We start from the raw sequence: 13,510 nt of genomic DNA on the forward strand, positions 1-13,510 counted from the left end.
CGTCGCGACGGCATCAGCGCGCGGGCTTCAGGTAGCCGTGCATGCCGAGCCAGCGGGCGAATGCGTCGAACCAGCCCGTGCTCGTCGTCGGCTTCTGATACATGCCGAAGCCGTGGCCGCCCTGTTCGAACAAGTGGAATTCGACGGGACGCTTGGCCGCGCGCCAGCTGTCGATGAGGCCGAAGCCGCCGTTGCCGAACAGCGGGTCGTCCGCCGCCAGCGCGACGAACAGCGGCGGCGCGTCGGCCGGTACCTTGGCGGCGGCCAGCGGTCCGTAGATGTCGCCGATGAACGCGGGCTTCGCGTCCTGGCCGTGCAGCGCGGTCACCATCGTCAGCATCGCGCCGGCGGAAAAGCCCAGCATGCCGATGCGGTCCGGATCGACGTGCCACGTGCGCGAGCGCGCACGCACGAGCGCGAACGCGGCGCGTGCGTCGGCGAGCTGCGGCGCCAGCGCGTCCGGGTCCTGCGACGGTGGCCGCGCGGGCCGTGCCGCACCCGAGAACATCTTCGCCATCTCTTCTGCGAACGCGTCCATGCCGGCCGGCGTCGGATTCAGCCGGTACTTCAGCACGAACGCGGCGACGCCCTTGTCGGCCAGCGCTTTCGCCACGTCCCAGCCCTCGTTATTCATCGACAGCGTCTTGAAGCCGCCGCCCGGCGCGACGATCACGGCGGCGCCCGTCGCCTTCGCGGGGTCGGGCAGGAATGGGGTGAGCGTCGCGACCGTGACGTTGCGGGCGAACACGCTGCCGTACTGGCTGTGCCAGCTTTCCTGCGCCGTCGCGCCGGGTAGTGGACCCGTGCCGAGAACGATGGCGTCGGGCTGCGCTGGCGTCGCGATGGGCGTCATCTTGTCGTTCTGCGCGTACGCGGGTGCGGCGAATGCGCAGGCGAGTGCGAGCGCGCCCGCGGTCAGGACCTGGCCGATCCGATGTTTGTTTTTCATGTCGTAGTCTCCTTTGTTGTAGTCGTTATCGCGGCAGCGCGACGGCCCGCGTCAGCACGAGCGCGCCGTCCTGCTGCGCGACGCCCGTCCCCGGCTGGCCGGAACCGACGCTGAGTCGGTACTGCCCGGGCGTCAGCTGGCGGACGCCGTCGCGCGTGACGAAGCTGAGGTCGCGCGGCGACAAGGTGAAGCGGACCTGGCGCCGTTCGCCGGCCTTCAGCGTGAGGCGCTGGAAGCCGCGCAGCGCCAGCCGCGGCGCGCCGTCGAACGCGGGCGGCGTCAGGTACAGCTGCGCGACCTCGTCGCCGTCGCGCGTGCCCGTGTTGGCCACTTCCGTCGTGACGACGATGCCGTTCTCCGGCGCGCCGCCGACGGGCTCGATGCGCAGCGGGGCGTAGCGGAACGTCGTATAGCTCATCCCCGCACCGAACGGGTATACGGGCGTGCCCGTGAAGTAGCGGTACGTGCGGCCCTTCATCGCGTAGTCGTCGAACGGCGGCAGGTCGGCGAGGCTGCGGTAGAAGGTGAGGGGCAGGCGCCCGCCCGGATCGGCGCGGCCCGCGAGGACGCTTGCTACGGCGAGTCCGCCGGACTGTCCCGGATACCACGCTTCCAGGATCGCGGCCGCATTGTCCTTCGCCCACGACAGGTCGATGGCGCTGCCGTTCATCAGCACGACGACGAGCGGCTTGCCCAGCGCCTTCGCCCGTTCCAGCAGGGCGCGCTGGTCGGCCGGCAGGTCCAGCGACGTCTTGTCGCCGCCGGAGAAGCCGTCGACCTTGATGGCCATCTCTTCGCCTTCGAGGTCGGATGTGAGACCCACGACGGCCACGATGACGTCGGCATCGCGCGCACCGGCCGCGAGGTCGGCGTCCGGCGCCGTCGAGACCCGTTTCCAGAACAGGCCCGGCACACCGGAGGACCCCGTCTCGGCCTGGAAGCGCAGCGGATAGCGCTGGCCTTTTTCCAGCTGCACGTCCGTCAGCTTGAGCGGCTCGCCCCATTGCGAATACGCGGTCGCGCGCACGGCGGGCTTGCCCGCGACCGTCAGCTCGCCCTGCACGCCAGTCACGCCGAGGCGGTACGTGCCCGTCTCCGGCGCGACGAGGAAGCCGGTCCACACGACCTTGTGCCGGTCGGCGACGGCCTTCATCTGCAGCGCATGCGATTCCAGGCCCGGCTCGACGCGCGTGGCGGCAGGCTTGCCGTCGTACGCGTCGCCATCGGCGCGGTTGAAGTAGTCGGCGCGCAGGCCCGGCTTGCCGTCGGGCGTGCGCAGCGCGGTGGTCGGCACGGGGTCGCCGTCCGTCATCGAGCTGCCTGCCGGCACGACGGTGATGCGCGCCTGCGGCAGCACGCGGCGCAGGCCGTCGACGACGGAGACGGGCGGCGCCGACTGCGTCGACGAATAATTCCCGCGCAGGACGCGCGTCGCGTCGGCCAGCGGACCGATCACGGCGATCTTCACGCCAGCTTTCAACGGCAACGTGCCGTCGTTCTTCAGCAGCACGAGGCTTTTCGTCGCGGCTTGCAGCGCGAGGTCGCGGTGCGCGGGCGTGTCGATGGCCTCGACGGGGACGGCGTTTGGCGCACGCTGCGCGAGGCCACCGAGGTCGCCATTGCGGTAGCGCGCGGAGAACAGGCGCACGAGGGCCTGGTCGATGTCGCCCGTGGAGATCAGGCCACGCTGCCACGCCTCGCGATAGCGTGCGTCGAGGTTCGGCACGTCGCCCAGCGTCTTCGTGTTGCACTCGTTGTCCGTGCCGGCCTTCAGCGCGACGGCGACGGCCGCGGCGGGATCGGGCGCGTACTTGTGCTGGTCGGCGATATCCGTCACCGCGTCGCAGTCGGACACGACATAGCCCTTGAAGCCCCATGCGCCGCGCAGGTGTTCCTTCATGAGCAGGTCGCTGCCGCACGCGGGCTGGCCGTCGATGCGGTTGTACGCGCACATGATGGAGCCGGCCTTCGCGTCGACGATCGCCGCGCGGAAGGCGGGCAGGTAGGTGTCCTCGAGGTCGTGGCGCGACACGAACACGTCGGCCACGTGGCGCGTCGATTCCGGCCCGCTGTGCACGGCGAAGTGCTTCGGCGTGGCGACGACGTCCGGCAGGTCCGGGTTCGGGCCCTGGATGCCCTGGATGAAGGCGACACCCAGCTGCGCCGTCAGGTACGGATCTTCGCCATAGGTTTCCTGGCCGCGGCCCCAGCGCGGGTCGCGGAAGATGTTGATGTTCGGCGACCACGTGTCGAGCCCCGTGCCGATCTTGCCCAGGTGGCCCGTGCGGCGCCCGAGCGTGTGCAGCGCGCGCACTTCGGTGCTGATCGCGGACGCGACATTGTGCACGAGCGGCGCGTCGAACGTGGCCGCCAGGCCGATGGGTTCGGGGAAGTTCGTCGTGGGCAGCGGGCCGAGGGCGCCGTGCAGCGACTCGGTCCACCAGTTGTACGCCGGGATGCCGAGGCGCGGCAGCGCGGGCGCCACGTTCAGCAGCTGGCCGATCTTTTCGTCGAACGTCATCCGCGCGACGAGCGCGCGGGCATGCGCATCCGCATCGGCGCGCGCGGCGTCGCTGGATGGCTGGATTTGTGCGGCGACCGGCAGTGCCGCCGCGAGCAGGAGGGCGCCGCACACGGCCACGCGCCCGATCACGCTCGATGAGTCTCCTACTTGACCAATGTGTTTGGTCTTATCTTTTTGCATGGGATCTACCTTGAAAAGGTGGATGGCCGATGCCGGCGTCCGAGCCGACGCGAACGGCACCGGGACGAAGTTTATGCCATCGGAGGGTCTCCGTGCATGTTGGAGGGGGATGCGAATGATTGCGATAACATAGTTGCTCGGCCCACGCATGCCGTTCGCTCGATGCCGCAACCGTGGGTCGATCACGGTGCAGGATGGACGAAACGTGGATGTTGAGCCAAGCGAGAGACAATGTAGTGCAGTAATTGACCGGATGCCAATAACTTTTTTTGCCGTTCCGATATCGGAATCGGTATGTCGTGCGAGGCTTCTCTGGTATGTATGCGCTATTACATAACATTAATGTTATGCGATAACATGTTGGCATGTTGCTGTATTGACACATCAACTGCTGGCGCGCGCGGGCGTCGCCATAGTTTCCTTGAGGTAATTAAAATTTAAGTACATAATGATCGCGATCATGTTGTTGACCCGCCTGCCGGCATTGCGCTCATGTCTTTCCTTTCCCGCCTCCTCTGTTCGCTGGTCGTTGCCGCCACGATAGCGGCTGCGCACGCCGCGCAGCCGGACGCGGACGTGCGGGCGGAAGCGGAAAGGATCTTGAAGCAGTCGAAGGACTCGCCAGCCAAGGCCCTGGACCAGCTGGAGGCCCTGCGCCAGCGGCTGGGGCCGGGGGGATCCTACGAGGAACAGCAAAAGTTGTTGCGAACGGAAGTGTCGCTGAAGGAAGACCTGGGCCGGCTGGAGGATGCGTATGCCCTGGAGCGGACATCGCTGCAACTGGCCCTGGCCCACGGCGACGCCGCGGGCGCTGCGCTGGCCAGGTTGGGCGCAGTGCGCGAACTGCTCGACGCCCATCGCCTGGAGGAGGCACAGGCGCTGCTCGACAAGACCGTGGCGCAGGCGCCCGCGAATGTGACCGTGCTGTTCAGGGTATCGGTCGAACGGGTGCACGGCGACATCCTGAACCTACGGGCCCGGTTCGATGAGGCGCTGGCGGCCTATCTGCGCGGCCTGCGGCTGCTGCAGGGCCTGCCCGGCGAAGGCGGGCGCCGCGCCGCGCTGTACGGTCGTATCGCTCAGGTGTACATCAACACGGACAATCCCGCGCAGGCGCTCGACAGCGCCGACCAGGGCCTGGCGGAAAAGAATATGCCGCTGTGGCCGCTCGCCTCGTTGCAGTTCACGCGCGGCAGGGCGCTGATCAAGCTGGCGCGCGACGCCGAATGCCTTGACGCCTACGAGAAGGCGCTTGCCACGGCGATGCGTGCCGGGCTGTTGCAGATGGAAGCGTCGATCCGGGGCAATATCGCGGATTATTACCTGATGCGCCACGACTACGTGCGCGCCGAAGCCGCGTCGCGCCTGGCGCTGGTCGTGTCCGAGAAGGTCAACGAGCCGAACGTCGTCATGATGGCGCGCGCCAATCTTGGCTTTGCTCTCATGGGCCAGGGGAAGATCGCGGAAGGCTCACCGTACGTCGACGGCGTGATCGCCCATATGCGCAAGGGAAAACTCATGGCGGATCTCGAGGCATTGCTGGACGAGAAAGGCCGCATGCTCGAGCAGGCCGGGCAGTACCAGCGCGCACTGGAGACCGTGCGCGAGCAGCAGTCGCTGCAACAGCAGAGCGCGCGCAAAGCACGCGACCGTGCCATCGCCGCCCTGCAGGAAGAATTCGACGCCAAACGGCGCAGCCAGCAGATCGTCCTGCTGGAGCGCGAGAACAAGCTGAAGGATGCGGAGCTGAGCAACCGGCGGACGGTGCAGCTGGCGACCACGTTCGCGGCCATGCTGACCGTGCTGGCGGGCGCCGTCGTGTACGTGATGTACCGGCGCGCCGCGCGCAGCAACGCCCAGCTGACGGAGCTGAACGTGCAGCTCGAATTCCGTTCGACGCACGATGCGCTGACCGGATTGCACAACCGGCGCTCGCTGACGAGCCGGATGACGGGCCGCGCGGCGGACGGCAAGACGGACCGCCGCAGCCATGCGGAGGGCATCGACTGCTTCGTCCTGCTGGACATCGACCACTTCAAGAGCATCAACGACCGCTGGGGACACGGCGCGGGCGACGCCGTCCTCGTCGAGGTCGCGGGCCGGCTCGCGGCGGCCGTGCGCGAGTCCGACATGGTCGTGCGCTGGGGCGGCGAGGAATTCATGATCCACGCGCCCGGGATGGATCCGGACTGCGTGGCCGGCATGGCGGGACGCATCCTGGAGACGGTGGGCGCGCAGCCCGTCGACGTCGGCGGCTGCGCCATCCCCGTGACCCTGTCGGCGGGGATCGTCGCGCTGCCGCCCGCGGCCGACGCCGCATTCGACTGGCAGTGCGCCGTGCGCCTCGCGGACTGGGCGCTTTACCAGGGCAAGACGCAGGGCCGCAACCAGGCCCGCATCGTCACGCACCTGCATGCGCCGGCCGCCAGCGTGATGGCGGCGCTCGAAAGCGACGCCGCCCGCGCCCAGGCGCTGCTGGCGCTCGATTGCGTGCATGGCCCGCGCCAGGACCAGGAGCGGCCCGCGCCGGCCGCGCCGCGCGATGCCGGCGGCGCGGCGGGCGCGCTGCCCGCGCTGGCGCCCACCTGAACGCGGGCGGCGGACGGCGTCAACCGCGCCGGGCCGCCTCGATGGCCGCGATGTCGATCTTTTTCATCGTCATCATCGCGTCGAACGCCCGCTTGGCCGCGGCCGGGTCGGGGTCCGTGATCGCATCCATCAATGCGCGCGGCGTGATCTGCCACGACAGGCCCCAGCGGTCCTTGCACCAGCCGCACGCGCTTTCCTGGCCGCCGTTGCCGACGATCGCATTCCACAGCCGGTCCGTCTCCGCCTGGTCGTCGGTGGCGACCTGGAACGAGAACGCTTCCGTGTGCTTGATGGCGGGGCCGCCGTTCAGGCCCAGGCACGGGATGCCCATGACGGTGAACTCGACCGTCAGGACATTTCCCTGCTTACCCGCCGGATAATCGCCGGGCGCGCGGTGGACGGCGCCGACGACGCTGTCCGGGAACGTCTGCGCATAGAACGTCGCCGCATCCAGGGCATCCTTGTCGTACCAGAGACAAATCGTATTCTTGCTGGCCATCTCTCCTCCTGTTGGGTGGGTCGCTGGGGACTGCGTGCGCAGCCGCCGGCAACGATAGCACGTTCGCGGGCGCGCGGGCCCGCGTCGGTCACGGTGTCGCGACCGGTGTGCTGGACGGTACGGGCACGGTACGGTGCGGATCGGCGGGATCGTGCAACGCGATGTATGGCGCCGAGCAATCGAACAGTTTCGCGTAGTCGGCCATGGGCCGCATCTTCAGCGCGCGGCGGCGCTCGTCCACGTGGGCGATGTCTTCGATCTCGAACGGTTGCCATTCGGTGCGGCTCACGCACGTGCCCTGCGTGCCGTAGCGCTGCGGGGAGTGCGTGCGGTCGTACAGGTAGGCGTAGTCTTTCGCGGACGCCTGTTGCTGCTGCACGAGCGGTTCCATCAACGCGAGCACCTTGAGCTGGAAAGCTTTGTCCGTGTCCGCGTGCTGGGCCAGCAGCCACGCGGCCGTCGCGGCGTCTTCGCCGACCATCGCGAGCGTCGGCCAGCCGTATTGGTCGACGATCTGTTTCAGGCGCGCCTGGTTGGCGGCGTCGACTTCGATCCATTGGCGCATGCCTTCCTGGTCGGTGGCATGCCGGACTTCCTGGTCGTGCTCGCCCATTTTCAGTAACTCGTCGCGCAGCGCGGCGTGTGTGGGCCCGGCGGCGTGGGCGGCCAGTGCTATCGTAAGGAGGACACCGGCGGCCAGGATTTGTCGTGACATCGTGTTGCGCATATCGTCTCCGTCTCGTTGAGCTTCTCGCGCGAGCTTAGCGAAAAAACGGCGGCGAATGTGCGCGGATTTTCACTCCGTTGGCGTGGCCGCGGGCGCGGCGACGGGATGTCCGGAGAGCGGCAGTTCGGGCAGGAACAGCAGCACGACGAGTGCCGCCAGCGCGAGCACGGCGCCGGCGCCGAAGATGTTGGCGATGGCGTGGCGGTACACCTCCACCGTCAGCGCCTGCACGGCCGGCAGCGCGCCCGCGCCATGTGCGCCCGCGCGCGCGACTGCCGCGATGCCGTGCGCGTGCACCTGGTGCGCGAGGATGGCGCCGGAACCCGTCACGCCCAGCAGGCCGCCGAGCGAGCGGAAGAACGTCAGCATCGCCGTGCCCACGCCGCGGCGCGGGATGGGCAGCGCGTTCTGCACGGCGATCGTCATGTTGGGCATGACGAGGCCCAGCCCCGCGCCGAGCAGGAAGATCGCGGGCTCGATGATCCAGTAGCCGCGCGCCGTGTCCATGCCCCACGCGAGCACGCCGAACGCCAGCACCGCGCCCGCGAGCCCGGCCACCTGCACGGCCTTGTACCGGCCCGAGTGCGACAGCACGCGGCCGTTCAACGTGGACGACGCGATCATCCCGACCATCATCGCCACCGTCATCATGCCGGAATGCGCGGGGCTGCTGCCCATCACCAGCTGGAAGAACAGCGGGAAGAACACGCTCGCGCCCATCAGGCCCATGAACGTCAGCGCCATCACGATGCTCGCGACGTTGAAGACGCGGTTCGCGAACAGGTCCGGCGGGAGCACGGGCTCCGCCGCGCGGCGCAAGTGCACGAGCAGCCAGCCGCCCAGTACGACCGCGAGCACGGCGCACACCTCGACCTGCACGGAATCCCACGCCCATTCCGTGCCGCCCAGCGCGAGGATCAGCAGCAGGGCTGTGATGGAGACGGTGAGCAGCACGGAGCCGAGGTAGTCGATGCGGTGCGCGTGCGTGACGGCGGGCTTGCGCAGCGAATGCGCGATCGCATAGAACGCCAGTGCGCCGACCGGCAGGTTGATGAAGAAGATCCAGTGCCACGACAGCAGGTCCGTCATCATCCCGCCCAGCACGGGACCCAGTACGCTCGTGACGGCGAACACGATGGCGATCGAGCCCTGGCGGCGCGCGCGTTCCTTCGGCGGCACGAGGTCGCCGATGATGATCTGCGCGAGCGGCATGAAGCCGCCCGAGCCCATGCCCTGGACGGCGCGGAACGCGATCAGCTGCGTCATGCTCTGCGCGAAGCCGCACAGCACGGACCCCAGCAGGAAGGTGGTGAGCGCCGTGAAGATCATCGGGCGCCGGCCGTACTGGTCGGCCAGCTTGCCGTACAGCGGCATCGTCGCGGTGGACGCGAGCACGTACGCCGTGACGACCCACGACAAGTGGGCCATGCCACCCAGGTCGCCGACGATGCGGGGCAGGGCGGTCGCGACGATGCTCTGGTCCAGCGCGCCGAGGCCGAGAACGGCCATCAGGGCGAGGTAGACGGAACGGATTTCGCGGGCGGAAACGGGAGCGTCAGTCGTCATGGTCGGCAAGGATGTTGAGGGCGTCGATGGCGCCGGCGAGGGCGTCCAGTTGGGCGCGAGAGAGGCGGGCGATGCGTTGCGACAGCCAGTCGTGGCGGCGGTCGCGCAACTGCTGCAGGGCCTGGAGGCCGGCCGGGCTGACACGCAGCCCGCTGCGGCGCCGATCGTCCGCGTGCGGCGCGCGCTCGACGAGGCCCGCTTCTTCCAGCGCCTTGACCTGGCCGCTCATGGTCGGGCTGCGCACCTGCTGCATGCGGGCGAGGTCGGCCACGCCGATGCCGGGATGTTCGTGGATCTGGTGCAGCAGCAGCGACTGCATCAGCGACAGCCCCTGTTCCTGGCGCTCCGTGTCGCGCCGCATCTGGCGCACGAGGCCCTTCAGGGCGGTGCGGAGTGCTTCGGACAGGTGCTCGATCTGTTCGTGTCGTGGGTGGGTCATCATCAATAGTAGGTAGGCTACCTAACTATATTGCGCCGGTGCCGCGACGGGTTCAAGCGGTTTTCAAGCGCAATGTGTTTTTGCACGGGGCGATGCACCGGTGACAATGCGCGCATCTTTTCGGCGCTGGACCTGCTAAGGTGGCGGCCTTGCCTGTTCATTATCATGGCTGCAAACGCCGTACCGCCCCATGCATTTTCGTTGTCAACTGGACCGATCCCTTGCCCTGCTGTCGAGCCGCGGCGTATCGCGCCGGCACGCCGCGCCGCTGCTGTTCCGGCTGTTGTGGAGGCTGGGGCTGCGGGTTCGCCCGCCCCATTTCCTCGGCTTTACCGGTGTCGCTTTCGTGTACGGCACATGGTTCACGAGCGTGTGGGGCATGTTCATGTGGGCGCTCGTGTGGTCGGAGCTGGGCAAGGGCATCGTCGACGTGGCGCTCCGGGCTGCCGCGGCGGGCGCATGCTTCGGCCTGATGATCGCGTGGCTGTACGCGCGCGAGCGCAGGGAATTTGCCGTGCCGGCATGGGATGCGCTGGGCGGGGACTAGACGATTAACGAGGAACGCGATGTACCACGCCATCGTTCGCCGCAGGATCACGGCGGCATTCGCCGGCCTCAGTGCCGGACGCATCGAGGCCATCACGGACGAGCTCGCACCGGATGCCGTGCATTACTTCGTCGGGTCGCATGCGCTGTCCGGCACGCGCCGCACGCCGGACGCCATCCGCGCGTGGTACGAACGCCTGCTGCGCCTGCTGCAGGGCATCCGGTTCACGTTGCACGAGGTCCGGGTATCGGGCTGGCCCTGGCGCACGCGGGTCGAGGCGATCTGGACCGAGACGAACTTGGGAACGGATGGCGTGTGGACGTCGGCGGAGGGCGTCAACCTGATCGAGATCCGCTGGGGGCGCGTCACGAGCGTGCGCATCTACCCCGATACGGCCGCGCTGGAGCGGACGCTGCAGCGCATCGCGGCCAAGGGCACTGCCGAGGCGCTGGCCGCACCGATCGTGTCCTGAGCCGCGGGCGGCGCCCGGTCAGGACGCTTGCGCGGCCAGTGCGGCCATCACTTCATCGACGCCGATCTTGTCGACCCAATCGTCGCGCCGCGCCACCGTGATGACGGTACTGTTGTGCTTGTCGATGGGCGCCCATTCCGGATTCTTCTGGCGCATCAGCGCGATGACGGGAACGTGCACGGCATTGGCCAGGTGCATGACGGCCGTCTCCACGGAGACGATCAGCTTGCACAGACTGAGGACGGCGGGCAGCTGGAAGAAATTATCTTCGGCGCTGAACAGGTGGGTATGCGCGAGGTCGTGGCCGGCGAACAGGGCGCGGGCGCGCGCGAGGTCTTCGGGGACGACGTTGACGATGAAGCCGGCATCGCGCCAGGCGTCGTCGCGCTGCATCGTGCGGATCAGTTCGATGACCCGCTCCAGGGGCCAGCTGCGTTCGATCGATTTGGAATACGCATTCACGAACACGACCTTCGGCGCCGCGGTGCCGCCGTTAAAACCCCAGGCGGCGAACTGCTTGCGCGCGTAGTCCATCCATTGCGCGGGGATGGACAGCACGGGATAGCGGGCCGCAGGCGGGATCGCGATGCCGAACAGCTGCGTGAACCAGCCGGCGTAGATGTCGCTGATGTGCTGGTCGGGATGCGACGTGGCGGTGTAGGCCGGAATGAACGCGTCCAGCTTGCGGTAGATGAGGTGCTTGTGCAGGTCGTAGGGCCGTACGCGCTTCTTCTGGCCCACGACGAAGCCGTGCGGGCTGATCTTGCGGGCCAGGCTCGCATACTTGTGGCGATCGAGCACGCTGAGCGACACGACGATCGGATAATCCTGCTGCCGCGCTTCCTGGATGGACGCCTCGTACAGCGCCGGGCTGTACGTCTCGTTGTACACCTTGTCGAAGTACGGGCACTCGGCCAGCCAGTCGTACAGCGCGTATTTTTTCAGGTGCGGCCAGTCGGCCGCGTTGTTCGTGCGGCGCCGCTCGTCGACCCACATGTGGATCTTCAGGTGCGGGAATGCGCGCGCGAACGCGGCGAAGCAGCTTTGCAGGTACGTGAAGTCGCCCAACGCCAGGTGGACGATGAACAGGATCTTGTCGGACCTTGCCAGCAGCGCGCGATCGACGAGCGCCGTGTTGGCGGCCGTGTCCGCCATCCAGTCGCCATGGTGCGCGTCCAGCGCGTCGGCGTCGCCCTGCCGGACGTTGACGGGCGCGCGCGATTGCGCCCGGCGACCCCAGCTGTCCAGTTTCAGCGTCTGTTCACTCGAGATTTTCATGATGCGTTGTTGGAATCGAAAGGAAGGTCTCGTTCAAGACAGAGGCGCGTGGTCATTGGACGGTTCCGTGAACTTGTAAAGACGTGAAAGTGTAGAGGGTGAATGGCCGGGATAGGGCAGCCGGAGCTGTAAAGTTGGGTAAAGCTTTTGTCAATAAATAACAGGCCCTGATGACATGGACGTTGCGCGCCAACGCAACGCGAAGTGTTGGTTTGTAAATATTGCATTCCGTCAGTCTGCCAGAATGCATGGAAAAGCGAAGCACTGTTGACGTTACCATTTGTAAATGAGTGCCGATGTCGCATGGCGTGATGCTGCCATGCGACATTATGACGCCTCATGCGGCCGTCGGCGAGTCAGCCGAGGTTGCTGCCGCGGATCTTGCTGAGGTCCTTGTCGCCGCCGGCATTGCCGGGCCTTGGGTCGAGGCTGCCGCCGGCGCCGCCGCCCGCGCTGCCGCCCGACATCGAGCTGCCGGCACCCATGCCGGTATCGACCGACCCGGCGTGGCCGGCACCCATCGAGCCCATGCCGGCGCCCACGCCCGTGCCGCCGCCGACCATGCCGCGCATCGCCACGTTCGGTCCCATGGTGGGCGCGCCCGCCCGCGTGGGGTCGGTGCCGTAGAAGCTGTGGATGTGCTGGGCCCATTGCGCGTCGGCCAAGTCGGGCCAGGCATTCTTGTCGAAGCCCGGTGCGTTCTGCATCTGGTTCTTGTCGATGTCGAGCACGAAGCGCTTGTTGACGGTGTCCAGGTGCAGGGCTTGCCAGGGTACGGCGAACAGCTTGTCGCCCATGCCCAGGAAGCCGCCGAACGACAGCACGGCGTAGGCGACCTGGCCGGTCTGCATGTCGAGCATGATTTCCTTGATGTCGCCCAGGTCCTCGTCGGCGGCGTTGACGACGCTGTCGCCGATCAGGGTGTCGGCCCCCATCAGCGCGGGGCCGGGGCCGGCATGGCCGGCGCGGGTATGCGTGGCTTTGTACATGCCGTATTTGTCGCGATCTGCGTAGCTCATCTTGTCCTCCTGGTGTCGATGATTGCAGGGCCGTCGGTGCGGCAACCATCCAGGGTAGCGGGGCCGGACGGCACGCGTTTGCGTTCACTCAATCGTGCCCGGTCGCGGCCCGCGCGATGCCAAAACCGACCCTCTGATACTAGCGACAATCGGAATGGCCGCGCGCCCGCTAGACGCGGGGAAAAAGCTTGCCGGCACGGCTTCCTGGGCGGCGCGAAAAGTAGCGTCACGTAATACTTGGTGAGAATCGAAGGCCACCCGCTGGACTATCATGCTGGGTCTGGTTCATGATCAATAGCGCAATACGAATCCCTGTTACCGCGCATGAAGGAGAAACGATGAAACGATGGATGTTGGCAGTACTGATGTGCGCAGCCGGTGCCGCGCAGGCGAACTCGGCATGCGACAAGCCGAAGAAGGATTTCGACGGCCTGTATTGCCTGAACAAGGTGTATCAGGAAGCGGACAACGAGCTCAACAGCACTTACGGCAAGCTGGCCGGCAAGCTCGATGCGGACGGCAGGAAGCGCCTGAAGGCGGGCCAGCTGCAGTGGATCGACGAGCGGAACAACAACTGCTCGCGGCACGAGGGCAGCGCGTTCTACGTCAACCTCGAGTGCGCGACGGACACGACCGTCAAGCGCGGGCAATTCCTGCAGGACCGCCTGCGCGAGTGCGTGAGTTCGGGCTGCCAGAACAGCAAGCTGTAAAGCCCGGCGGC

The 13,510-nt window shown here is 67.4% G+C and carries 12 protein-coding genes; 4 read left to right on the forward strand and 8 right to left on the reverse strand.

Annotated elements, in window-relative coordinates; genetic code table 11:
• Positions 1-13: 13 nt before the first annotated feature.
• Together NX784_RS07625 and NX784_RS07630 are read right to left on the reverse strand one after the other, a co-directional pair.
• Complete coding sequence (locus tag NX784_RS07625) at positions 14-949, reverse strand: alpha/beta hydrolase (RefSeq protein WP_258816054.1); 936 nt, start codon at positions 947-949, stop codon at positions 14-16.
• A gap of 25 nt (positions 950-974) precedes the next feature.
• Positions 975-3,602, reverse strand: coding sequence for a glycoside hydrolase family 3 C-terminal domain-containing protein (locus NX784_RS07630; protein ID WP_258816055.1), 2,628 nt, complete (start codon positions 3,600-3,602; stop codon positions 975-977).
• A 543-nt stretch (positions 3,603-4,145) separates the two neighbouring features.
• Between NX784_RS07630 and NX784_RS07635 the strand changes: the two genes are divergently transcribed.
• On the forward strand, positions 4,146-6,242 hold the full coding sequence (locus NX784_RS07635; RefSeq protein ID WP_258816056.1) for a tetratricopeptide repeat-containing diguanylate cyclase: 2,097 nt from the start codon (positions 4,146-4,148) through the stop codon (positions 6,240-6,242).
• A 19-nt stretch (positions 6,243-6,261) separates the two neighbouring features.
• On the opposite strand, the gene NX784_RS07640 is transcribed toward NX784_RS07635, so the two are convergent.
• The 4 genes from NX784_RS07640 to NX784_RS07655 all read right to left on the reverse strand — a co-directional run bounded on the left by NX784_RS07640 (position 6,262) and on the right by NX784_RS07655 (position 9,473).
• Complete coding sequence (locus tag NX784_RS07640) at positions 6,262-6,741, reverse strand: VOC family protein (RefSeq protein ID WP_258816057.1); 480 nt, start codon at positions 6,739-6,741, stop codon at positions 6,262-6,264.
• 88 nt (positions 6,742-6,829) lie between these two features.
• Positions 6,830-7,456 carry a DUF6624 domain-containing protein gene (locus NX784_RS07645; RefSeq protein ID WP_258816058.1) on the reverse strand — a complete coding sequence of 209 codons (627 nt, stop codon included), beginning with the start codon at positions 7,454-7,456 and terminating at the stop codon, positions 6,830-6,832.
• Positions 7,457-7,537: 81 nt separating this feature from the next.
• Complete coding sequence (locus NX784_RS07650) at positions 7,538-9,034, reverse strand: MDR family MFS transporter (protein WP_258816059.1); 1,497 nt, start codon at positions 9,032-9,034, stop codon at positions 7,538-7,540.
• A complete protein-coding gene (locus NX784_RS07655; protein ID WP_258816060.1) occupies positions 9,024-9,473 on the reverse strand; it encodes a MarR family winged helix-turn-helix transcriptional regulator in 450 nt (149 codons plus the stop codon). The genes NX784_RS07650 and NX784_RS07655 overlap by 11 nt, the downstream gene beginning before the upstream one ends.
• 190 nt (positions 9,474-9,663) lie before the next feature.
• On the opposite strand from NX784_RS07655, the gene NX784_RS07660 reads away from it, so the two are divergent.
• Both NX784_RS07660 and NX784_RS07665 read left to right on the forward strand, forming a co-directional pair.
• Positions 9,664-10,020, forward strand: coding sequence for a DUF6404 family protein (locus NX784_RS07660; RefSeq protein WP_258816061.1), 357 nt, complete (start codon positions 9,664-9,666; stop codon positions 10,018-10,020).
• Positions 10,021-10,039: 19 nt separating this feature from the next.
• Complete coding sequence (locus NX784_RS07665; RefSeq protein WP_258816062.1) at positions 10,040-10,492, forward strand: nuclear transport factor 2 family protein; 453 nt, start codon at positions 10,040-10,042, stop codon at positions 10,490-10,492.
• A gap of 18 nt (positions 10,493-10,510) precedes the next feature.
• Here NX784_RS07665 and NX784_RS07670 read toward each other — a convergent pair whose 3' ends face one another.
• Both NX784_RS07670 and NX784_RS07675 read right to left on the reverse strand, forming a co-directional pair.
• Complete coding sequence (locus NX784_RS07670; protein ID WP_258816161.1) at positions 10,511-11,647, reverse strand: glycosyltransferase family 9 protein; 1,137 nt, start codon at positions 11,645-11,647, stop codon at positions 10,511-10,513.
• Between the two features lie 479 nt (positions 11,648-12,126).
• On the reverse strand, positions 12,127-12,789 hold the full coding sequence (locus tag NX784_RS07675; RefSeq protein WP_258816063.1) for a PRC-barrel domain-containing protein: 663 nt from the start codon (positions 12,787-12,789) through the stop codon (positions 12,127-12,129).
• Positions 12,790-13,127: 338 nt separating this feature from the next.
• Here NX784_RS07675 and NX784_RS07680 point away from each other — a divergent pair, with 338 nt between their 5' ends.
• Complete coding sequence (locus NX784_RS07680) at positions 13,128-13,499, forward strand: lysozyme inhibitor LprI family protein (protein WP_258816064.1); 372 nt, start codon at positions 13,128-13,130, stop codon at positions 13,497-13,499.
• The last annotated feature ends 11 nt before the right edge of the window (positions 13,500-13,510 follow it).

Origin of the sequence: Massilia pinisoli, from assembly GCF_024753285.1 — a bacterium.
GTDB classification, from domain to species: Bacteria; Pseudomonadota; Gammaproteobacteria; order Burkholderiales; family Burkholderiaceae_D; genus Telluria; species Telluria pinisoli.

What these genes read in the sequence shown, in the direction of transcription:
- NX784_RS07645 (WP_258816058.1), bottom strand. Translation starts at nt 7,456, where the DNA reads ATGTCACGACAAATCCTGGCCGCCGGTGTCCTCCTTACGATAGCACTG.
- NX784_RS07665 (WP_258816062.1), top strand. Translation starts at nt 10,040, where the DNA reads ATGTACCACGCCATCGTTCGCCGCAGGATCACGGCGGCATTCGCCGGC.
- NX784_RS07650 (WP_258816059.1), bottom strand. Translation starts at nt 9,034, where the DNA reads ATGACGACTGACGCTCCCGTTTCCGCCCGCGAAATCCGTTCCGTCTAC.
- NX784_RS07640 (WP_258816057.1), bottom strand. Translation starts at nt 6,741, where the DNA reads ATGGCCAGCAAGAATACGATTTGTCTCTGGTACGACAAGGATGCCCTG.
- NX784_RS07660 (WP_258816061.1), top strand. Translation starts at nt 9,664, where the DNA reads ATGCATTTTCGTTGTCAACTGGACCGATCCCTTGCCCTGCTGTCGAGC.
- NX784_RS07675 (WP_258816063.1), bottom strand. Translation starts at nt 12,789, where the DNA reads ATGAGCTACGCAGATCGCGACAAATACGGCATGTACAAAGCCACGCAT.
- NX784_RS07680 (WP_258816064.1), top strand. Translation starts at nt 13,128, where the DNA reads ATGAAACGATGGATGTTGGCAGTACTGATGTGCGCAGCCGGTGCCGCG.
- NX784_RS07655 (WP_258816060.1), bottom strand. Translation starts at nt 9,473, where the DNA reads ATGACCCACCCACGACACGAACAGATCGAGCACCTGTCCGAAGCACTC.
- NX784_RS07670 (WP_258816161.1), bottom strand. Translation starts at nt 11,647, where the DNA reads ATGGCGGACACGGCCGCCAACACGGCGCTCGTCGATCGCGCGCTGCTG.
- NX784_RS07625 (WP_258816054.1), bottom strand. Translation starts at nt 949, where the DNA reads ATGAAAAACAAACATCGGATCGGCCAGGTCCTGACCGCGGGCGCGCTC.
- NX784_RS07635 (WP_258816056.1), top strand. Translation starts at nt 4,146, where the DNA reads ATGTCTTTCCTTTCCCGCCTCCTCTGTTCGCTGGTCGTTGCCGCCACG.